Here is a 22,120-nt window from a genome sequence, read left to right on the forward strand (position 1 = left end):
TTATAAAAAAGTTAGAATTTCATAATTTTTCTATGAGTGTTAATGGAGAATTTCATTTCTATGAAGTAAAGAAAATATTTTTATACATTTATGCAATTACTATCATTATAGCTTTATTTTTTTGTATATTATATTTTGTAAATAAATTAAGATTTAAAAAGGTACATCTCTATAAAATATTAAATTATGGAAGCAATACATTGATAGTTACAATTCTTATGCTAGTTACAGCTATATATATTGATTTTTCAAAAGCATTTATTATATTTCATAAGATATTTTTTAATAATGATTATTGGATTTTTGATGAGAAAACAGACCCTATAATTAAGGTTTTGCCAGAAGAAGTATTTAAGTTATATGCAATATTAATTATAGGATTAGTAATTATAGCTATTATTACATTTAAAGTTTATTATTATCTTACTAAAAAGAAGATTAAAGAAAAAGCTTATAAAAGAATATAAATTTATTATAATAATGAATAAATAAAAAGACATATGGAGCTTATTCCTGATAAGCTCCATATGTCTTTTTATATTAATTATAACTAAAGTTTATTAAACTAGAGTGATAATCTTAAAATTTCTAATGCTTCTTTTTCTCTAATTTCAACAAAGTTGCCTACATGATCACAATGGGCAACAAGCTTTTTAGACATTTCTTCGATGCGATCATCACCTATGTTTACATGATTAAGTCTAGTAGGTAATCCAAGTTTTGTAAAGAAGTTTTCTAAAGCTTCTATACCCTTTAAAGCAGTTTCCTCAAGATTATTAAAATTAATATCTATATTGAAGACTCTATTTGCAAATTGAACAAATCTATTTAAGTCATGATTATAGACATACTTCATCCAAGCTGGAAAGACTATTGCAAGACCAGCTCCATGGGCAATATCATAAATTCCACTTAACTCATGTTCTATATCATGAGTAGCCCAATCACCAACTCTTCCCATACTTAGTGAATCATTATGTGCAACCATTCCAGATAGCATAATTTCAGCTCTAGCATTATAATCATTAGGGTTAATATTTAGCCTTAAGGCATTTTCCATAATAGCTTTTAAAGTTGCTTCGCATAATCTATCAGTTAAATCAACATTTTTTTCATTTGTAAAATATCTTTCAAGTATATGGGCTATCATATCAGCTATTCCACATGAAGTTTGATATTTAGGAAGTGTAAATGTAAGTTCTGGATTTAATATTGAAAATATTGGTCTAAGGTCTGGGTGGCCAGTACTTCTTTTAAACCATCCGTCTTCATTAGTAATTACACAACCTGAACTAGTTTCACTTCCGGCAGCTGGGATTGTCAATATAGTTGCAAGCTTCAAACAAGTATGATTAATAGGAGTATCAATAAATAAATCCCAAACATCTCCGTCATAATTCACTCCAGCTGCTATAGCTTTAGAAGAGTCTATAACACTACCACCACCAACTGCAAGTATAAAATCAATATTATGTTTTTTACAAAGTTCAATTCCTTCTCTTACTAATGAAACTCTTGGATTTGGCTTAACTCCTGATAACTCAATTATTTCGATATTAGCATTATTTAATGAAGAAATAACTTTGTCATATAATCCGCTTGTTTTTATACTACCTCCACCATAGTGAAGTAAGACTTTATTTGTGTATTTCTTTATTTCACTACCAACCTTGTCTTCGGTATTTTTACCAAATATAATTTTTGTTCCATTCTTATAACTAAAATTTCTCATAACTCCTCCTTGAATAGATAATTGTACTTTTATAATACTTTATAAAGTATTAATCTTCAAATTTATTATAGCATTCTCTAGTATCGCATATAAGTATATGGTCTATAATATAAATATTATAACATTTATTTCTATAATTAATAATTTTTAATAGTTAAATAATTGAAAGCTGCATAGATAAATGTTAAAATATAGATACCCTATAGAGGTATATTGATGTGGAGGAATAAAAATGGATGCAGAGAATGAAAAACTAAGAAGGGATATAGTAAATAGGCTTAGAAGAATTGAAGGGCAAGTTAAAGGAATTCAAGGAATGATGGAAAAAAACGTTTGCTGCCCAGATGTTCTGGTTCAAATTTCTGCCATTAGATCAGCTATAAATAAAGTTGGAGGTTTGACAATTGAATACTATGCAAATAATTGTTTAAATATTGAAGAAGGGTCAATGGAACAAGAAAGTTTAAAACAACTTATAAAGACTATTAATACTTTTGTAAAATAATATAATTATATAGATTTCCTAATAATATAATTATATTTTATTATTATTTAGAAATTAAAAAAAATTTAAAAAAGTATTTACAATTTACAAATAAGATGGTATATTAAATTCAATAAATTACAGTATATAAAGGCTATGAAGAGAAGAAGTAAAGTTAATGTATCTTCAAAGAGAATTCTACCTTGGCTGAAAGTAGAATAAGAAAGTTAACTCGAATAACATCTCTGAGCTATACTCCGAAAGATAACAACTAGTAGGCAGTAATCAGGTTCACCTGTTATAGTGATAAAGTATCTAAGTTTTACTTACGTACTTGATAAGGTTATTATTGTGAAATAATAACGAATTAAGGTGGCAACATGGAATATTACTTTCATCCTTTTATAGGGATGGGAGTTTTTTTTATTTATAAATATAAAGGAGATGCTTAGTATGCAAATAGAAGGAATAATAATACCAAGAGATTATAAGAGTAAGAGTACGTTAATTGAAACAGAGATTAATATTAAAAGGATTAAGGATTTTTTTGAAAGAGAGTTATCAGAAGCATTAGATTTAACTAGAGTTTCAGCACCATTATTTGTTGATGCTAAAAGTGGATTAAATGATAATCTAAATGGTGTAGAGAGACCCGTTAAATTTGATTTATTAGCAACAGGAGAAGATGTTGAAATTGTACACTCATTAGCTAAATGGAAAAGATTAAGTTTATATAGATATGGATTTAATATAGGAGAAGGTCTATATACTGATATGAATGCAATAAGGAGAGATGAAGAACTTGATAATCTCCATTCAGTTTATGTTGATCAATGGGACTGGGAAAAAATTATCACTAAAGAAGAGAGAACAGAAGAAAAATTGAAGGAGATAGTTAGACGTATATATGAAGTATTTAAAAAAACAGAACGCTTTGTACATAAGGAGTTAATTGAAGATGAAGATATATTACCAGAAGATATCTTTTTTATAACAACTCAAGAATTAGAAGATATGTATCCTAATTATTCAGCAAAGGAAAGAGAGGATGCTATATGTAAGGAACATAAAGCGGTGTTTATAATGAAAATTGGGGATTTACTAAAGTCAGGAGAAAAGCATGATGGAAGAAGCCCAGATTATGATGATTGGAAATTAAATGGAGATATTTTATTTTGGTATCCGTTATTAGAAAGAGCTGTTGAACTTTCTTCTATGGGCATAAGAGTAGATAAAGAGGCTTTAGATTATCAGTTAAGAGTTTCAGGTAATGATAATAGGAGAGAACTAGAATTTCATAAGTTACTTCTTAATGATGCACTACCATTTACTATAGGTGGAGGAATTGGACAATCTAGAATTTGTATGTTCTTTTTAAATAAAGCGCATATTGGAGAAGTGCAATCAAGCATCTGGGATGAAAAAAATATTAAGTTATGTAGAGAATATGATATAAAACTATTATAAGCAATTTAATTTGATAAAATCAATATTAATGAACTTTTTTAGCCTTTGATAAATATTGACATTTTTAAATGATTATTTATAATGAATGTATAATATTTTATAAGTATGCAAATTAAATTTTAAACATAAGTTTATTGCAAATAGAAGGAGGCGGGTTTATGAAAGCATTCGTTGACGAAAATACTTGTATCTCATGTGGATTATGTGAAGGAATTTGTCCAGAAATCTTCACATTAGAAACAGGAGTTTCAACTGCAAAAGAGGGAGATGTTCCCGAGGAATACGCAGATGCTACAAGAGAAGCTTGCGATAGCTGTCCAGTAAGCGCAATCTCAGTAGAAGAGTAGAGAAACGTGCTATAGCACAATATAAAATAAGAGCTGTTTACAACAGCTCTTATTTTATATTAATCTCTAAATCTTTTTTTCTTAGATATCTTTTCTATCTCTTTAAATTCCCTTTTCCTTTTGGCTAACATAAGCAATCTAGTCAAGGTTGATACAAACAGTATTCCAAGGGCTAATGAACCTGCATTAGATATTGTATCAAGGCCTATTTCAATAGACTCCATAATATTTCCATTAATTGCTTCATACATAGTATAGTACATTCCTCCACCTGGAACTAGAGGAATTAAAGCACAGATAATTAAAGTAGTAACTGGTGTTTTTAAGATTCTAGCCATAATTTCAGAGTAAATACTAAAAATTATTGCAGATATAAAAAATGATGAAGTTGTATTAAAGCCTAAACTTTCACAATATATGCTAATGAACCAACTTAATCCTCCGCCAAGGCCTGCATAAAATAATTTATTACCTTTTATATTAAATAAGATTCCAAAGCCTAGTGCTGCAAAAAAGCCAAAGAGGGATTGTATAAACATACTTGATATATCCATTATAAACCTCCAAATGTAGAAATCCAGAAGCTAAGTACAGCACCTGTTCCTATAGCTATAGATATAGCGATTAAAAAGGCTTCAACAGCTCTTGTCGATCCTGCTAATAAATCACCAGAAATTGTGTCTCTTATAGCATTAGTTATTGCAAGACCAGGAACTAAAAGCATTATTGACCCAATAATTGTTTTATCCATATCATTAATAAAACCTATCTTTAGGAAGAAGATAGCTAGTATGGCCACAATTCCTCCACATATACTGTTTATAAAGAAATCATTTATCTCAAGAGTAGAGAACTTAATAGATAATGATTTAATTATAAGGCCTATAAAAAATGCAGCTATTGCTTCAGGAAAATTTCCTCCAAATAGAAAAACAAAACTAAAAGCACTAAAAGCAGATATTATTATTGTAGTTTTATCATTATATCTTTCTACATTATTTATTATATGAAGTTGTTCTTTTAATTGAGAAACGCTTAGATTTCGAGTTACAATATTTCTAGATAAGTCATTTACCTTATCAACTTTATCTAAATCAATAGTTCTAGCAGATACTCTTCTTATCAATGAGTATGTCTTACCATTACTGTATATTGATACCATTATACCTGTTGTAGTTACAAAACTTTCAGCTTCTTCTACACCATAAATCTTACATATTCTCCAAATTATTTCTTCAGCTCTATAGGTTTCTCCGCCAGATTCTAACATAATTTTACCAGCAAAAGTCGCAACGTGAAGTATTTCATTTAAATCCATAATAATATACTCCTTATAAAGTAAAAATTTCCTTACGTATTATAACATATGAGTATTATATAGTATATACTGATAATAATAATTAATAATGCAAATAAATAATTTTTATGAAATAATAATAATTAGATATTTTAATTGATTATTAGGTAAATTATAATTATAATTGATTAAAAAGTATATTTTTGGGGTGATAAAATGAATTTTGAAAATCTTTCAAAAGAAGATAAAGTTATTGAAGACTTAATTAATAAGGAATTAAAAAGGCAACAAGATGGGATTGAATTAATTGCATCTGAAAATTTTGCATCTAAAGCTGTTATGGAAGCAATGGGATCATATCTAACAAATAAATATGCAGAAGGTTATCCGAATAAAAGATATTATGGTGGATGCTATGTCGTAGATGAAGTAGAGGATATTGCAAGAGAAAGAGCTAAGAAGTTATTTGGAGCTGAACATGCAAATGTTCAAGCACACTCAGGTTCACAAGCAAATATGGCTGTTTATCTATCTATTTTAGAATATGGTGATACAGTTTTAGGTATGGATTTAAATCATGGAGGTCATTTAACTCATGGTTCACCTGTGAATTTTTCAGGAAAACTTTATAATTTTATTTCTTATGGAGTAAATAAGGAAACTGAAAAAATTGATTATGATGAAGTTAGAGAGATAGCTTTAAAGCACAAGCCTAAATTAATAGTTGCAGGTGCAAGTGCTTATTCAAGGATAATAGATTTTAAAGCTTTTAGAGATATATGTGATGAAATAGGAGCTTATTTTATGGTGGATATGGCACATATTGCAGGGTTAATAGCAGCAGGAGCACATCCATCACCAGTTCCTTATGCTGACTTTGTTACATCTACTACTCATAAGACTTTAAGAGGTCCTAGAGGCGGATTAATTCTGTGTAAGGAAAAGTATGCAAAACAACTAGATAAGACTATTTTTCCAGGAATACAAGGGGGACCACTAATACATACAATTGCAGCTAAAGCAGTATGTTTTAAGGAAGCATTAGATCCTTCTTATAAAGAATACATCAATAATGTGGTAAGCAACTGCAATATTTTATCTGAAGAACTAATTGAGCATGGGTTTAAAATCGTTTCAGGGGGAACAGATAATCATTTAATCCTTGTAGATTTAAACAATAAAAATATTACTGGAAAAGAAGCTGAACATCTTTTAGATTCAATAGGAATAACTGTAAATAAGAATACAGTACCTAATGAAACTAAAAGTCCATTTATAACATCAGGAATAAGAATTGGTACAGCAGCTGTTACAACAAGAGGATTTAATGGTGAAGATATGAAAGAAATTGCATCATTAATTAATGATACTCTTTCAGTAGAGAATCCAGATATAAATGCTCTAAAGTTAAGGGTAAAAGCTTTATGTGAACGTCATCCTTTATATATTTAATATAATAATAATTATGTTTTAACTAATAAAATTGGTATAATAAAATAAAAATAAAAATATAAAGGAGAAATTTATGAAGTTAATATCATGGAACGTTAATGGAATAAGAGCTTGTGTTACTAAAGGGTTCTTAGATTTTTTTAATGAAATTGATGCAGATATTTTTTGTATACAAGAAAGTAAGCTTCAAGCTGGTCAAATAGAACTAGATTTACCAGGTTATTATCAATACTGGAACTATGCTGAGAAGAAAGGTTATTCCGGAACTGCTATTTTCACTAAAAAAGAACCTATAGAGGTTTTTTATGGAATAGGAATAGAGGAACACGACAACGAAGGTAGAGTTGTTACATTAGAATTTGATAATTTTTATATGGTTACAGTGTACACTCCTAACTCTAAGAATGAGCTAGCTAGACTTGATTATAGAATGGTTTGGGAAGATGCTTTTAAAGAATATTTATTAGAATTAGATAAGAAGAAACCTGTAATAGTTTGTGGGGATTTAAATGTTGCACATAAAGAAATTGACTTAAAAAATCCTAAAACTAATACAAGGAATGCTGGCTTTACTATAGAAGAAAGAGATAAGTTTACATGTTTATTAAATGCTGGATTTACAGATACTTTTAGATATTTCTATCCAGATGTAACTGGCATTTATTCTTGGTGGTCGTATAGATTTAAAGCAAGAGAAAAAAATGCTGGATGGAGAATTGATTATTTCTTAACGTCAAATTCTTTAAGAGATAAATTAGAAGATGCTAAAATACATACTGAGATATTTGGTTCAGATCATTGTCCAGTTGAATTAAAAATTAATCTTTAATTTTATTTAAGTTACTTTATCATTTCAGATAAAGTAACTTTTTACATTTTATGGAAATATAGTATAATAAGAATGAATGGGGTGATTAAGTGTCAATTAAAGAAGTCAAAAATTATTTACCAGGAGAACTTATTGAAATTTTAGAAAAAATATATTCTACTGGACAATTAGATACCATTTATAGAAGCTATTATAAAGGAAGAAATGCTAGTTTTAGGATTAATAGTTTAAAGGGAAATTTAAATGAAGTAATGGAAGAACTAATGAATAAAAAAATAAAAGCAGTAAACCATCCATTATTAAAAAATGCCTTCATTGTTAAAGAGAAAAAAGAAAGCATTTTGAGAAAACTAGAAGTATATAAATATGGGAAAATATATCTGCAAAATATATCATCAATGCTACCACCATTATTCTTAGATCTAAGCGAAGATAATGTTATATTAGATATGTGTGCTGCACCAGGTGGAAAAAGTTTATATATGGCTGATTTAACAAATAATAAGGCTATAATACTTGCTAATGATGTCAATGAAGTTAGAAGAGAGAGATTAAAATATAATATAGAAAAGCAAGGAGCATCTTCAATAATTGCTTTTGGGTCAGATGGTTGTACTATAGGTAAACGATTAAATGAGTATTTTGATAGAATATTATTAGATGCACCATGTTCTGGTGAGGGAATATTAAAATTTAATTCTAGTAAGTCATTTAAAAGCTGGAGTAAGAAAAAAGTTGAACTAGCATCAAAACTACAAAAGAAGTTATTTGATAGTGCCTATCATGCATTAAAACCTGGAGGGGTTATGGTATATTCAACATGTACATTAAATCCGTTTGAAAATGAGGAAGTAGTTAATTATGCTCTTCAAAAATATAAGGATTTAAGCTTAGAGAAAATAGATATAAAACTGCCTAATATAATTAGAGGATTAACCAGTTATGATGACAATAATTATAATGATGAACTAAAAAAGACAATTAGAGTAATACCAAATGACTATATGGAAGGATTCTTTATAGCAAAACTAATAAAAGCAGAGGAATAATAAATTTAACCATAGGAAACTATAATATAGACTTTATTATAGTTTAGGAGGTTAATATGAAGAAATTTATAGTGATAAATATGTTGATATTACTTTTCATTAATAGTAATTATAAGCTTATAATGGCTCAGAATAAAGAAGATAAAAAACAGTTAACCATTTGTGTTGACCCGGGGCACCAAAAGCAAGGTGATAGTAAACTAGAGCCTGTTGCACCTGATTCTGGAAATAAAAAACCAAGAGTATCTCAAGGAACAGAAGGTATTGGAACTAAAAAGGCTGAGTATGTTGTTAATTTAGAAGCTTCACTTCTATTAAAAGATATTTTGGTAGAAAAGGGATATAATGTAATAATGACTAGAGAAAATAACGAAGTAAATATCAGCAATGCTGAAAGAGCTAAAGTTGCAAATAATGCAAATGCAGATATGACAATTAGAATTCATTGTGATAGTCTGAAAGATACAAGTAAAACAGGAGCTAGCATTTTAATTCCATCAAGCAAGTCTAAAAATACAAAGTTGATATATGAAGAAAGCAATAAATTTGCAAATATATTAAAGGAAAATTTGAAAAAACAAGGAATAAAAGTTAATGGTATTTTTGAAAGAGATGATATTACAGGTTTTAATTGGTCTACTGTTCCTGTAGTAATTTTAGAAATGGGATTCATGAGTAATTATTGCGAGGATAAAATGCTATGTGATACAAACTATCAAAAGAAACTTATGAATATAGTAGCAGATTCTTTAGAAATTTATAAGGAAGAAAAATAGAAGTAGGGAAAAACTCTACTTCTATTTTAATTATTACATTATTTCTTGCACTACTTATAAATGAACCTTTACTTAATATAATATCTTCTGGTCTAATATAAATATCTGCATTATAATAAGTATTATTTATTTTTGTTCTGTTTTGTTCTGTTTTATTTAGTTTAATTTTGAAAAGGAGATTATACAATGAAAAAGAAATCAGTTTTAATTTTAGCTTTAAGTTTATTAATCACATTATTTAGTGGATGTAGTTCTAATGAACCTTTAAAAAATTCAAATGAAACAACTATAACTATTGCAGCAGCAGCAAGTTTAAAAAACTGTATGGAAGATGAATTAATTCCTATGTTTATTGAAAAATATCCTAATATTAAAATTCAAGCAACTTATGATAGCTCAGGGAAATTACAAACTCAAATAGAAGAGGGTGCAGAAGTTGATGTATTTATGTCAGCAGCTATAAAACAAATGAATGAATTAAATAAAGAAGGATTAATAGAAGATAATTCAATAGTGGAATTACTTGAAAATAAAATAGTTCTTATTGTACCAAAAGTAAGTAATAAAGAAATAAAATCTTTTGATGATATACTAAAATCTGATAAAATAGCTATAGGAGATCCAGCAAGTGTACCTGCTGGACAATATGCAAAGGAATTATTTGAAAATCTTAAAATTTGGGATGAAGTATCTGCTAAGGCAAGCCTTGGAACTAATGTCACAGAGGTTCTAAATTGGGTAGCAGAAGGTAGTGCTGATTCTGGGATAGTATATTCAACTGATGCAGCTTCAAATAATAAAGTTGATGTAGTTTTAGAAGCTCCGGAGGGAAGTGTTTCTAAAGTAATTTATCCAATAGGAATAGTTAAAGCATCTAAGAATAAAGAGGAAGCAAAGAATTTTACTGACTTCCTGAAATCAGAGGAAGCAATAAAGGTTTTTGAGTCTTATGGATTTTCATCAAATATATAGGAGAATATAATGGATATATCACCAATAATAATATCTTTAAAAACAGCTGCCATTTCAATGATTATAACTTTTTTATTAGGTCTTTTTATTGCAAAATTTGTTGTAAACATTAAATATGAAAAAGTAAAAATGATTTTAGATGGTATTTTAACACTACCATTAGTTTTACCACCAACAGTAATGGGGTTCTTTCTCTTAATGATTTTTGGAGTTAATAGGCCAGTAGGTAAATTCTTATTAGACTTTATGGGTATAAAGATAGTTTTTTCATGGTGGGCAACAGTAATAGCTTCTGTAGTAATATCATTTCCGCTTATGTATCGTTCGGCTAGAGGAGCATTTGAACAGGTTGATCAAAATTTAATTATGGCAGGAAGAACTCTTGGAATGTCTGAGAGAAAAATATTTTGGCGTGTTGTTATGCCTATGGCCCTTCCAGGAGTTGCATCAGGAGGAATATTAGCTTTTGCTAGGGGCTTAGGCGAATTTGGTGCTACAGCAATGATTGCAGGGAATATAGCAAATAAAACAAGAACACTGCCATTAGCTATTTATTCGGAAGTAGCAGCAGGAAATATGAAATTAGCTTTAAAATACGTAATAATAGTAACTATAATTTCCTTTATAATTGTTATTTTGACTAATTATTTTACTATAAAAGAAAGAAAATTTTAAAAGTAGGTAAGAAGATAATGAGTTTAATTGTTGATATTAAAAAGAAGGTAAAAGGATTTTCTTTAGATGTTTCTTTTGAAACGAATGGTGATTATCTTGGGCTTTTAGGAGCATCAGGCAGTGGTAAAAGTATGACATTAAAGTGTATAGCAGGAATTGAAACACCTGATGAAGGCCGTATTGTTTTAAATGGAAAAGTCTTATTTGATTCAGATAAAAATATTAATTTAAAGCCTCAAGAAAGAAATGTTGGTTACTTATTCCAAAATTATGCCTTGTTTCCTAATATGACTGTTGAAGAAAATATAGGAATAGGACTAAAGACTTCTAAATCTGAAAAAGAGCAAATGGTTAGTGAAATTATAAAATCATTTCAATTACAAGGGCTTGAAAAAAAGTATCCAAGGCAGCTTTCAGGTGGACAACAGCAAAGAGTAGCTATAGCTAGGTGTATAATATATAAACCAGATGTATTAATGTTAGATGAGCCATTTTCAGCCTTGGATTCATATTTAAAAGAAAAACTTCATACAGAGGTATTAGAACTTTTAAAGTATTATGATGGTGAAGTGCTTATGGTTACACATAGTAGGGATGAAGTTTATAAGTTTTGTAAAAATATAGCTATTATAGACAAAGGCAAATCTATTTTGATTGGTGATACAAAAGAAATATTTAAATATCCTAAAATAAAAGAAGCAGCAATTCTTACAGGGTGTAAAAATATTTCAAAATGTAAAGTCATATCTAACAATAGAATACATGCTTTAGATTGGGATGTAATATTAGAAGTAGAAAAAATAGAAAATACAAATATAAATTATGTAGGAATTAGAGCTCATAATTTTATTATAGTAGATAAAAATGTAAATACCAATTTAGAAAATCTTATAGAATGTAAAATAGATAAGATAGAAGAGGAAGTATTTGAATATAACATATTATTTAATAACAAAAATTCTAATACAAAAGATAGTAATAATAAAGTTTTATTTAAAGTAAAAAAAGAAGAGTGGGATACTAGAAAAGATAAAGATAAAGATAAATTAATTTTAAAAATTCCAAAAGAATCAATTTTAATTTTAGAGTAAGAACTCTACTTTTTAATAAAGCTGTTAAATAAAAGAGAGCTGTGGCAAACTATAAAATTAGCGATAGCTCTCTTCTTTAGTATAGAAAGAGATAAATATCATATGAGGGCGACTTGGAGTTTTACGAGGTCGCAACGAAGATGATATTTATCTCTTTTTTAATAATGAACATGTATTAAATGGAACTTAATATTATCATTGCTCCAACCTAAATCATATGGAACTAAAAGTCTATTAGTATTATGGCATGTTACTAATGGATATCCTTTTGAATCAAAACCTGTAACTGTAGATATATGAGTAATTTTACCTTTCTTTTCATAAGCAACAAAATCGCCAGGTCTTAGTTGGAATGCTTCCCTATAAATTTGCTGATAAGATCCTTTAGCAATATATGATGCTCTACCACTATTTATCATATAGCTCTTAAAACCTTGAGCATTAAGCCAAGCTTTACTGCCATTTTTCCCTGTATAATTCCATAAAGAATTCTTCTTAAAAGCTCCACTCTCGAAAAGAATCTGTGAAGCAAAATTTGCACAGTCTCCGCCATCTGGATTGTGATCCTTATAATTAGAGTTGTACTTAAATATAAGATTTTCATCTTCAGAAATACCGCAGTACATATGTGCATATTCTATTGCCTTTTGTACTGTTTCTTTTGGTGTGAAGTTTGGAGCCTTTTGATTTAGTATATATTCTTTTATTTCTTCAGATTTCAAGTTTTTTAAATCTAAAGAATCTGCAAATGGGTCTGTGTACCATTCTTTTGTAATAATATATCTATCTTCTTGTTTTTTTAAATTTAAGTAGTGATTAGTTCCTAACCTGAAATGATTAATCACTTCTGGAGAGTCGATATAGTAATATTCAAAATCGGTTGCAACATCACAAATAACTCCATAGAGATTTTCTTCTTTTTCTGCAACCTTTCTAATTTTCACTATAGATTTTATATTTTTAAATTTTACTGCTTGCTTTTCTGACCAGTTAAATAAATACTGAGTTTTTTTAGCCTCACTTTCATAGGCCCATAAACTAACTTTTACATTTAAATCATAAAATCCCTTTAAAAGTTCAGTATCATTAGAAACTATTGCTGCATCTCTTTGAGCAAATAGACTCTCTAGTAAATCTTTGAATTCCTTTTTCACTTCATCTGATGAGTAATCAATTTTAGTAGAATTGGCACCATCTTCAAAGGCAAAACACTCAGAGATGGGTATTATATTAAAAATAAGTAAAGTAATTAAAATTATATTAATTAATTTAAACTTCACAAAATTCTTTCTCCTTTCTTTAATCCTTATAAGTAGTTTGTACGAAAATTATAAAATTTATATATAAGATATGATTATTTAAATAGGATGTTTTTGTCAAAAATGTTATTTTAACCATATAATGCTACTAATAATAATTAAAAGGATGAATAAATGAAAAGATTAAATTATTTATATGAGAATGCAAAAGAAGTAAAATTTGATGATGGTGATAATATAGTTTTTATTTCTGATATTCATAGAGGTGATGGAACATATTCGGATTCGCTTTTTCCAAATAAAAATATATATAAAACTGCGCTAGCTTATTATTATAAAAAAGGGTTCACTTATGTAGAGGTTGGGGATGGAGACGAACTATGGAAAAATAGGAATTGTAATGATATTGCTTATATTTATAATGATATCTTTAAATTACTAAATAAATTTAAAGAGGATAATCGAATTTATGTTATTTACGGTAATCATGATATAATAAAGAACAAAGAGAGTTTTTATAATACACAGTATAGATTACTAAAAAAATCAGGGAATAATTATGGAAAGAATTTTTTGAAGTATATAAAGGATATTAATTTTTATGAAGCAATTAATTTTAAATATATCCCAGTTAATGAGAAGTTTTTAGTTACTCATGGTCACCAAGTAGATATAATGAATTCAAACTACTGGTTATTTTCTAGATTTTTGGTGAGATATGTATGGAAATTTTTAAATGGTATAGCTGGATTTAATGATCCCACAAGTCCAGCTAAGAATAATAAAAAAGGAAATAAAGTAGATAAAAAAATAGAGAAATGGGCTAAAGATAATGGTAAGATGATACTTTGTGGACATACTCATAATAGTAGGATGCCAGAATGTAAAGAGCCACCATATTTTAATGATGGATGTTGTGTATTACCATATGCAATAACAGCCATAGAAGTTGAAAATGGTAGTATTTCTTTAGTTAAATGGAATATAGAATCACAAGAATCTGGAGTTTTATGGGTAAGAAGGAAAGTGATAACTGGTCCATATAGATTAGAAAATTACTTGTTGTGGGCAAGAGATGAAAGAATAAGAATGATAGAAGATGAAAAAGAAAAAAATAAAAGGAGATAATTATATGTACTCAATTGATTTACATTGTGATACTGCTAGTAGACTTTTATATGAAGACTTAAAATTAAAGGAAAGTGTTTGTAAGGTAGATATAGAAAAATTAAAAAAAGCAAAGGCAAAAGCACAAGTATTTGCCCATTTTATAGAACTTAATATTGTTGATAATCCTTATACAGAGTTTATTAATATGTATAATAATTTTATGAATGAATTAAATGATAATAAAGATAGTATTCAAATTGTTGGTAACTTAAGAGAGTTAGATGAAGTTAATAGTAATGGGAAAATAGGAGCTTTCTTATCAATAGAAGAGGGAGAAGTTTTAGAAGGAAAAGTAGAAAGAGTGAAAGAACTCTATGATATGGGAATAAGATTTATAACTTTAACATGGAACTTTAAAAATAGTATAGGATATCCAAATGCTGGATATAGATATAAAGAATGTGGATTAACTGAAAAAGGTAAAGAAATAGTATTAGAGATGGAGAGGGTAGGAATTATTCCAGACTGTTCTCATTTATCAGATGGTGGATTTTATGATTTAGTTGAAATTTGTAAAAAACCATTCGTAGCAACTCATTCAAATTCAAGATCAATTACTAATCATTCAAGAAATTTAACTGATGATATGATAGTTAAACTTGCTGAAAAAGGGGGAGTTATGGGGTTGAATTTTTGCGCTCCTTTTTTAGGCAGAGAAAAGGTTCCTTCAATTAATTCTATGATTAAGCATATTAAACATATAAGAAATATTGGTGGGATAGATGTACTTGCCTTAGGAACAGATTTTGATGGAATAGAAAATGAAGTAGAAATTGAAAATATAGGTGAGATAGGTAGATTAAGAGATGCTTTAACAAAAGAAGGTTTTACAAATTCAGAAATTGATAAAATCTTTTATGGAAATGTAAAAAGAGTACTTAAAGACTGGATGTAAAATGAGATATATCTTATATTCCTTATATCTATGTAAGCTCAAAGTCGTAGGCATATAAGATTTATCTCAGTGAAAACTAAAGGAAGGAAATAAAGGAGCAGAAAATGGAAAACTTAAAAGGTAAAATAGCATTAGTTACTGGTGCAACAAGAGGAATAGGAAAAGCTATAGCTATGGAGCTTATTAAAGAGGGAGCTGCTGTAATTTTAAATTACTCTAAAGATGATTTATCCGCAGAAGAAACTTTAAAAGAAATAGAAGCTTTAGGAGGCTATGCTAAGTTATATAAAGGTGATATATCAAATTATGATATATGCAAAAATATGATAGATTTCGTAATAAATACATTTGGGAAAATAGATATACTTATAAATAATGCAGCTATATCTTTTAGGGGATTATTTATGGATTTTTCAGATAGAAATATTAATGATATATTTGGAATAAATGTGTTAGGTGCTATGTATTTAAGTAAAGAAGCTATTCCTCATATGTTAAGTAAAGGAAAAGGAAACATAATTAATATTTCATCTATATGGGGGGAAGCAGGAGCTTCATGTGAAGTTTTATATTCTAGTACAAAAGGGGCAATTAATTTATTTACTAAATCATTAGCTAAAGAAATGGCTCCAATGGGAATAAGAGTTAATGCAATAGCTCCAGGTGTAATAGATACTGAAATGAATTCATTTTTATCTAAAGAAGAAAGAGAAGAGTTAGAAGAGGAAATACCTTTCGGAAGATTTGGGAATACAAGTGAAGTAGCTAAAATGGTAACTTTCTTATGTAGCGACAAATGTGAATACTTAACTGGGCAAGTAATTAAGATAGATGGGGCAATGGTTTAAGTGCTGTCGCACAATTAATAATGAAAGAATGAAAGAATGAAAGAATGAAAGAATGAAAGAATGAAAGAATGAAAGAATGAAAGAATGAAAGAATGAAAGAATGAAAGAATGAAAGAATGAAAGTAAGAGGTAAATAAAAAATCATCAGCTTTTGGCTGATGATTTTTTATTTTCTTGTTTTGCTATGTTTTGAGTATTTTTTATAAGCTTTCTTTATTGCTATTATAATAAATTTAATTAATAGATAAACTGCAAATATGTAAAGAAAACCGTATAGACCATATGCTATATCTGCAAACTCCATATTACCTCTGTTTGTTATTTTTTGCTGAATTTCTATTGCAAATACTATAACTACCATGACAGTTAGAGTATAGATAAAAGAAATTGCAGTAATGCTGTATTTAGAAAGTTTCTTAAAAATAATTTGAGTAAAAGCAAATATTATAATACCTATTAAAGCCATAAATATAAAATGGAGTTGTTTATCATTTAATTGATATCCCGCAATACTTACTATATCCAAGACTTTATCATGTAAATCATTTATAAAGCTTGCTGTTAATTTTAATATTTCAACCATAAGTCTGTCCCCCTCGTAATAAGTTAATGTAATTATAGCATAAAATAACAATAAAACTAACTCTATGGTATAATAGTCTATATTAAGTTAAAAATGAAATAATATAGTTATAGAGTTGTTTAGAAAACAAGGATATAGAATGATAATTATTAATATCAATTTCTCTATCATTGTTATAACACAGGAAAGGAAATAAAATATGGGAAAAATACTAGTGCTAGCAGAAAAACCATCTGTCGGCAGAGATATTGCAAAAGTTTTAAAATCTAATATAAATAAGGGAGCTTATATAGAAGGAAATAAATATGTTATAACTTGGGCTTTAGGACATTTAGTTGGATTACAAGATCCAGAAAGTTATGATGAAAAATATAAACATTGGAGTATGGAAACTCTTCCGATGTTACCTAAAAATATGAAGTTAACAGTTTTAAAGAAAACATCAAAGCAGTTTTACGAAGTTAAAAAGCTTTTAACTAGAAATGATATAGAAGAAATAGTAATCGCAACTGATGCTGGACGTGAAGGAGAACTAGTTGCCAGATGGATAATAGAAAAAGCAGGAGTTAAAAAGCCTATTAAAAGACTTTGGATTTCTTCACAAACTGATAAAGCAATACTTGAAGGTTTTAGAAACTTAAAATCAGGTAGTGAATATGAAAATTTATATAAGGCTGCTGTATGTAGAGCAGAGGCTGATTGGATAGTTGGACTAAATGCTACAAGAGCCTTAACTTGCAAATACAATGCACAACTTTCAGCAGGAAGGGTTCAATCTCCAACTTTAGCTATGATAGTTAATAGGGAAGAGGAAATTAAGAATTTTAAACCTAAGACTTTTTATACTATAAATGCAAAAAATAAGGATATTAATTTTCAATGGACTAATAAGGATAATAATTTAAGGATATTTGATGAAGAATTTGCAAATAAAATAGTTAATAAAATAAAAGATAAAGATGCAAAAATAGTTTCAGTAACAGAAACTCCTAAGAAAAAGTTCTCACCAGCTCTTTATGATTTAACAGAGCTTCAAAGAGATGCTAACAAGATTTGGGGGTATTCTGCAAAACAAACATTATCTATAATGCAAAGACTTTATGAAAATCATAAAATACTTACTTATCCAAGAACAGATTCAAGATATATATCTACAGATATAGTTGGTACTATTCCTGAAAGACTTAAGGCTATAAATATTGGAGAATATAGACTGGCAGCTTCTGAAATACTTAAAAATAAAATTAATGCAAATAAGAGCTTTGTAGATAATAGTAAGGTTAGTGATCACCATGCTATAATTCCAACAGAACAAAAGCCTAACTTAAGTAATTTAAGTTCTGAAGAAAGACATATATATGATCTTGTTATTAAAAGATTTTTAAGTGTATTAATGCCACCTTTTGAATATATACAAACTAATATAAAAGCAGATATCAATGGAGAAATATTTGTTGCTAAAGGAAAAGTAATAAAGTCAAAGGGATGGAAATCCTTATATGATAAGGATCATTCAGAAGAAGATTCAAAGGATGATGATTTAAAAGATCAAGTTCTTCCAAAAATTAGTGAAGGTGATTTAATAAATATTACTAAGATTGAACTTAATAAGGGAGAAACTAAACCACCTGCTAGATTTAATGAGGGAACACTTTTATCAGCTATGGAAAATCCTCAAAAATATGTAAATGTAAATAAGGAAGCAGCTAAGACATTAAATGAAACAGGTGGACTTGGAACAGTTGCAACAAGAGCAGATATAATTGAAAAATTATTTAATTCCTTTGTTATTGAGAAAAAGGGAAAAGAAATAGTACCAACATCTAAAGGAAAGCAATTAATAGATTTAGTACCTAATGAACTTAAGTCTCCATTATTAACTGCAAAGTGGGAAAGTAGACTTGATGGAATTAGTAAGGGAAAAGATAATCCGAATGCCTTTATTAAAGAAATGAGAAATTATGCAATAGCTTTAGTAGAAGCAGTTAAAACTGATAATAGCAAATTTGTTCACGATAATAAAACAGGAAAAAAATGTCCTAACTGCGGAAAGTATCTTTTAGAAGTAAAAGGTAAAAATGGAGTTATGAATGTATGCCAAGATAGAGAATGTGGATATAGAGAAAGTGTAAGTAGAACTACTAATGCTAGATGCCCTGAATGTAAGAAAAAGTTGGAAGTTAGAGGCCAAGGAGATGGAAAGATATATGTTTGCACAGGTGTAAATTGTAACTTTAGAGAAAAGGCTTCACAATTTGAAAAGAGATTTGATAAAAAAGGTAAAGTAGATAAAAGAGAAGTAAATAATATGATGAAAAAGATGAAAAAGGAAGCAGAAGAGTTTAATAATAACCCTTTTGCAGACCTTTTAGGTAAGATGAATTTAAAAGACTAATATAATAATTAGATAGGGAAAGGAACGAGTGTTTTTACTTGTTCCTTTTGTCTTTTTTAAAGGAAATAGAAGTTATTTGACTTAAAATCAAAATATATTTAGCATCCAATATTTGGTATAATTTTTATATTAAATATGGGAGGCGCAGTATGGATGAAATGATTTTGCTTGGAATTAAAGTAGTAGCAATAATCCTAGGAGTAATAATTTTATTTTGGATTATAGGCTTTAGGATAGTTCCAAATGACAAGGTGGGTATTGTTGAAAAGTGGTGGTCTGCAAAAGGATCATTAAATGAACAAATAATTGCACTAAAAGGAGAGGCTGGATATCAGCCTGCATTACTAAGGGGTGGTATTCATTTTAGGACTCCATTTGTATATAAAGTTCATGTAGTTCCTTTAGTAACAATACCTCAAGGAAAAATTGCATATGTATTTGCAAGAGATGGTAAGCCTTTAGAAGCAACTCAAACTTTGGGAAAAGTAGTTAAAGAGGGGAATAATTTTCAGGATGTAAGAGGATTCTTAGAAAATGGTGGTCAAAAAGGACCGCAAAGGGGAATAATAAGAGAAGGTACTTATGCTTTTAACCTTGCACAATTTGTAATTATTACAGAAAATAAAACTTATTATTTAAAGATGGGTAATAAACAGGAGTTAGATACTATTTCAACTATGTCTAGATTAATTGCTGAAAGAAGAGGATTTGAACCAGTAATAATTGAAGGTAATAGCGATTTAGTAGGAATAGTAACAGTCCATGATGGGCAATCACTAGGATCAGAAAATATAATATGTCCTATAGTTGGCGATAATCATAATGATGAAAATTACCATAATAATTTTCAAGATATTGATGCATTTTTAAGAGCAGGTGGATATAGAGGTAGACAATATCAAGTTTTAGCAGATGGAACCTACTTTATTAATAGGTTATTTGCTACAGTAGAGTATATTCCTAAAATAATTATTCCAGTTGGATTTGTAGGAGTAGTTGTTTCGTATACAGGATCAAAAGGTGAAGATTTTTCAGGGATTGATTACAAGCATGGAGAATTAGTTAAGAAAGGTTATAGGGGAGTTTGGAATGAAGCGTTAATGCCAGGTAAATATGCTTTCAACACATATGCAGGTAATATAATTAAAGTTCCAACAACCAATGTTATCTTGAAGTGGATTAGTAATCAAATTGGTAGTCATAAATATGATGAAAATCTTAAAGAAGTAAATTTAATTACTAAGGATGCTTTTGAACCAACCTTACCACTATCAGTAGTATTCCATATAGACTATAGAAAAGCACCTCTTGTAATTCAAAGATTTGGTGATATAAAGATGTTAGTCGATCAAACATTAGATCCTATGGTATCTGCATATTTTAAAAATATTGGACAAACTAAAACTTTAATAGAATTGATACAACAAAGAAATGAAATTCAAGCTCAAAGTTCATTAGAAATGCAAGGGAAATTTAATCATTATAATTTAGAATTAGAAGAAGTATTAATAGGAACTCCTGGAAGTTCTAAGGCTGATACAAATATTGAGACAATATTAACTCAGTTAAGAAGTAGACAAATTGCAAAAGAACAGCTTGAAACTTATGAAACACAACAAAGGGCTGCTGAGAAAGAAAAAGAACTTAGAGAAGCAGAAGCCATTGCAAAACAACAAACTACTTTAACTGAATCAGATATTAATATTAAGATTCAAGAAAATCAAGGTAAAGCTGAACTTATGAAGGCTAAACAAGATGCTGAAAAAATTCAAAATCTTTCTGAAGCAGAAGCTTATAAGGTGAAAAAGCAATCTGAAGCAGAAGCCTTTAAAATTAAGATAACGGCAGAAGCAGATGCTGATAGAGAAGCAAGAGTTGGTATATCAAAAGCTATAGCAGCAAAAGAGCAAGTAAATGCTTACGGAGGACCACAATACAAGGTTATTAATGATGTTATGACTTCATTTACAAATGCAATTAAGGAAGGCAAGATTGATATAGTTCCAAGAACTCTTATAAATACTGGAACAGAAGGAGAAGGTAAGGGAGCAAATGCTGTTGAGTCTTTAGTTATGCTTTTACTTAGTGAAAAATTAACTGAACTTGGCGAGAATAAATCAATTGAGGAATCAGCAGATATATTAAAAATAAAAGAAGAAATAATGAATAATTTAAAGGAAAAGAAACCTACAGAATCAGAAATAAATTAGTAAACAAAAATGAACTATATTTTTTTATAGTTCATTTTTTTATTAATAATATATAGATAACAAGCATAGAATTTATTAAAACATAACATAAGGATTAAAGAGTAAGTTATAAGGGGAGGAGGGATTAGCATGCAGAAATTAGGAGAAATAATTAGCTTGGATGACAATTTATTTGTTATAAATGGAATAAAAAAGTTTATTGAGGATTATGAAGAAGATAAAATAGAATTTTCTTTAAGAGAAAGTGTTAATATAAAAAGAAAATATGAATCCAAAAAGAAAACTATAAGGTTTATAAAAGAAAAAAGGAAAGAGTATAAAGAAAAGATTTTGGTAATAGAAAGCAATATCACCTTACTAAATAATACTTTAAATGGATTGGAGATTGAGAAGAATTTACGAGTTGAGAAAGTTGAAAAAAATAATGAAATTAATGATAATTTAAAAGAAAAATTAGATGATATTATTGGGGCGATTTCAGAGAATAAAAGAATAATAGATTACGAAAAAAATAGTTCTTATGAATTTATCATAGCTTATGTTCATTATCTTCCATAAATCCTTAATTCCTGATACTATTTCATCTACA

At 28.4% G+C, this 22,120-nt stretch carries 22 protein-coding genes and 1 other annotated feature; of the genes, 17 read left to right on the forward strand and 5 right to left on the reverse strand.

Annotated elements, in window-relative coordinates:
* The coding region (locus QK892_RS16435; protein WP_317274639.1) for a TIGR01906 family membrane protein at positions 1-467 on the forward strand (467 nt) is incomplete at its 5' end.
* A gap of 98 nt (positions 468-565) precedes the next feature.
* Here the strand turns inward: QK892_RS16435 and QK892_RS16440 are convergent.
* The gene (locus QK892_RS16440) at positions 566-1,732 is read right to left on the reverse strand and encodes an iron-containing alcohol dehydrogenase (RefSeq protein ID WP_317274640.1); all 1,167 of its coding nucleotides are present in this window, start codon (positions 1,730-1,732) and stop codon (positions 566-568) included.
* Between the two features lie 232 nt (positions 1,733-1,964).
* On the opposite strand from QK892_RS16440, the gene QK892_RS16445 reads away from it, so the two are divergent.
* From QK892_RS16445 to QK892_RS16455, 3 genes are all read left to right on the forward strand, one after another.
* Positions 1,965-2,237, forward strand: coding sequence for a metal-sensitive transcriptional regulator (locus tag QK892_RS16445; protein ID WP_317274641.1), 273 nt, complete (start codon positions 1,965-1,967; stop codon positions 2,235-2,237).
* Between the two features lie 126 nt (positions 2,238-2,363).
* Positions 2,364-2,621: a binding site (T-box leader), on the forward strand.
* Between the two features lie 48 nt (positions 2,622-2,669).
* Positions 2,670-3,683, forward strand: a complete 1,014-nt coding sequence (asnA, locus tag QK892_RS16450) for an aspartate--ammonia ligase (RefSeq protein ID WP_317274642.1) — start codon at positions 2,670-2,672, stop codon at positions 3,681-3,683.
* A 158-nt stretch (positions 3,684-3,841) separates the two neighbouring features.
* Positions 3,842-4,030 carry a ferredoxin gene (locus QK892_RS16455; protein ID WP_317274643.1) on the forward strand — a complete coding sequence of 63 codons (189 nt, stop codon included), beginning with the start codon at positions 3,842-3,844 and terminating at the stop codon, positions 4,028-4,030.
* 59 nt (positions 4,031-4,089) lie between these two features.
* Here the strand turns inward: QK892_RS16455 and QK892_RS16460 are convergent, their stop codons facing one another.
* Together QK892_RS16460 and QK892_RS16465 are read right to left on the reverse strand one after the other, a co-directional pair.
* Positions 4,090-4,569, reverse strand: a complete 480-nt coding sequence (locus QK892_RS16460; protein ID WP_317274659.1) for a threonine/serine exporter family protein — start codon at positions 4,567-4,569, stop codon at positions 4,090-4,092.
* A 14-nt stretch (positions 4,570-4,583) separates the two neighbouring features.
* Entirely contained in the window at positions 4,584-5,348 is a 765-nt protein-coding gene (locus QK892_RS16465; protein WP_317274644.1) for a threonine/serine exporter family protein, read from the reverse strand.
* A gap of 195 nt (positions 5,349-5,543) precedes the next feature.
* Here QK892_RS16465 and glyA point away from each other — a divergent pair, with 195 nt between their 5' ends.
* The 7 genes from glyA to QK892_RS16500 all read left to right on the forward strand — a co-directional run bounded on the left by glyA (position 5,544) and on the right by QK892_RS16500 (position 12,171).
* On the forward strand, positions 5,544-6,779 hold the full coding sequence (glyA, locus tag QK892_RS16470) for a serine hydroxymethyltransferase (protein ID WP_317274645.1): 1,236 nt from the start codon (positions 5,544-5,546) through the stop codon (positions 6,777-6,779).
* 73 nt (positions 6,780-6,852) lie between these two features.
* Entirely contained in the window at positions 6,853-7,608 is a 756-nt protein-coding gene (locus tag QK892_RS16475; protein WP_317274646.1) for an exodeoxyribonuclease III, read from the forward strand.
* Positions 7,609-7,697: 89 nt separating this feature from the next.
* Positions 7,698-8,657, forward strand: a complete 960-nt coding sequence (locus QK892_RS16480; protein ID WP_317274647.1) for an RsmB/NOP family class I SAM-dependent RNA methyltransferase — start codon at positions 7,698-7,700, stop codon at positions 8,655-8,657.
* Positions 8,658-8,713: 56 nt separating this feature from the next.
* Positions 8,714-9,433, forward strand: coding sequence for an N-acetylmuramoyl-L-alanine amidase (locus QK892_RS16485; protein WP_317274648.1), 720 nt, complete (start codon positions 8,714-8,716; stop codon positions 9,431-9,433).
* A 186-nt stretch (positions 9,434-9,619) separates the two neighbouring features.
* A complete protein-coding gene (gene modA / locus QK892_RS16490; protein WP_317274649.1) occupies positions 9,620-10,405 on the forward strand; it encodes a molybdate ABC transporter substrate-binding protein in 786 nt (261 codons plus the stop codon).
* A 9-nt stretch (positions 10,406-10,414) separates the two neighbouring features.
* Positions 10,415-11,080, forward strand: coding sequence for a molybdate ABC transporter permease subunit (gene modB, locus QK892_RS16495; protein WP_317274650.1), 666 nt, complete (start codon positions 10,415-10,417; stop codon positions 11,078-11,080).
* A 17-nt stretch (positions 11,081-11,097) separates the two neighbouring features.
* Positions 11,098-12,171: a sulfate/molybdate ABC transporter ATP-binding protein gene (locus QK892_RS16500; protein WP_317274651.1), complete on the forward strand. Its 1,074-nt coding sequence runs from the start codon at positions 11,098-11,100 to the stop codon at positions 12,169-12,171.
* Between the two features lie 158 nt (positions 12,172-12,329).
* Here the strand turns inward: QK892_RS16500 and QK892_RS16505 are convergent, their stop codons facing one another.
* Positions 12,330-13,475, reverse strand: coding sequence for an amidase domain-containing protein (locus QK892_RS16505; protein WP_394855047.1), 1,146 nt, complete (start codon positions 13,473-13,475; stop codon positions 12,330-12,332).
* A 129-nt stretch (positions 13,476-13,604) separates the two neighbouring features.
* Here QK892_RS16505 and QK892_RS16510 point away from each other — a divergent pair, with 129 nt between their 5' ends.
* From QK892_RS16510 to ymfI, 3 genes are all read left to right on the forward strand, one after another.
* Entirely contained in the window at positions 13,605-14,558 is a 954-nt protein-coding gene (locus QK892_RS16510; protein ID WP_317274652.1) for a metallophosphoesterase, read from the forward strand.
* Positions 14,559-14,562: 4 nt separating this feature from the next.
* Positions 14,563-15,495 carry a dipeptidase gene (locus QK892_RS16515; protein WP_317274653.1) on the forward strand — a complete coding sequence of 311 codons (933 nt, stop codon included), beginning with the start codon at positions 14,563-14,565 and terminating at the stop codon, positions 15,493-15,495.
* Between the two features lie 104 nt (positions 15,496-15,599).
* The gene (gene ymfI, locus QK892_RS16520) at positions 15,600-16,343 is read left to right on the forward strand and encodes an elongation factor P 5-aminopentanone reductase (protein ID WP_317274654.1); all 744 of its coding nucleotides are present in this window, start codon (positions 15,600-15,602) and stop codon (positions 16,341-16,343) included.
* Positions 16,344-16,509: 166 nt separating this feature from the next.
* Here ymfI and QK892_RS16525 read toward each other — a convergent pair whose 3' ends face one another.
* The gene (locus QK892_RS16525) at positions 16,510-16,926 is read right to left on the reverse strand and encodes a hypothetical protein (RefSeq protein WP_317274655.1); all 417 of its coding nucleotides are present in this window, start codon (positions 16,924-16,926) and stop codon (positions 16,510-16,512) included.
* A gap of 199 nt (positions 16,927-17,125) precedes the next feature.
* Here QK892_RS16525 and QK892_RS16530 point away from each other — a divergent pair, with 199 nt between their 5' ends.
* The 3 genes from QK892_RS16530 to QK892_RS16540 all read left to right on the forward strand — a co-directional run bounded on the left by QK892_RS16530 (position 17,126) and on the right by QK892_RS16540 (position 22,089).
* The gene (locus QK892_RS16530) at positions 17,126-19,321 is read left to right on the forward strand and encodes a DNA topoisomerase III (RefSeq protein WP_317274656.1); all 2,196 of its coding nucleotides are present in this window, start codon (positions 17,126-17,128) and stop codon (positions 19,319-19,321) included.
* 149 nt (positions 19,322-19,470) lie between these two features.
* A complete protein-coding gene (locus QK892_RS16535; protein ID WP_317274657.1) occupies positions 19,471-21,531 on the forward strand; it encodes an SPFH domain-containing protein in 2,061 nt (686 codons plus the stop codon).
* Positions 21,532-21,660: 129 nt separating this feature from the next.
* Positions 21,661-22,089 (forward strand): hypothetical protein, encoded by a 429-nt coding sequence (locus tag QK892_RS16540; RefSeq protein WP_317274658.1) that lies wholly within the window; start codon positions 21,661-21,663, stop codon positions 22,087-22,089.
* The last annotated feature ends 31 nt before the right edge of the window (positions 22,090-22,120 follow it).

It is taken from the genome of Clostridium lamae (assembly GCF_033043255.1).
In the GTDB taxonomy this organism is placed as follows: domain Bacteria; phylum Bacillota; class Clostridia; order Clostridiales; family Clostridiaceae; genus Clostridium; species Clostridium lamae.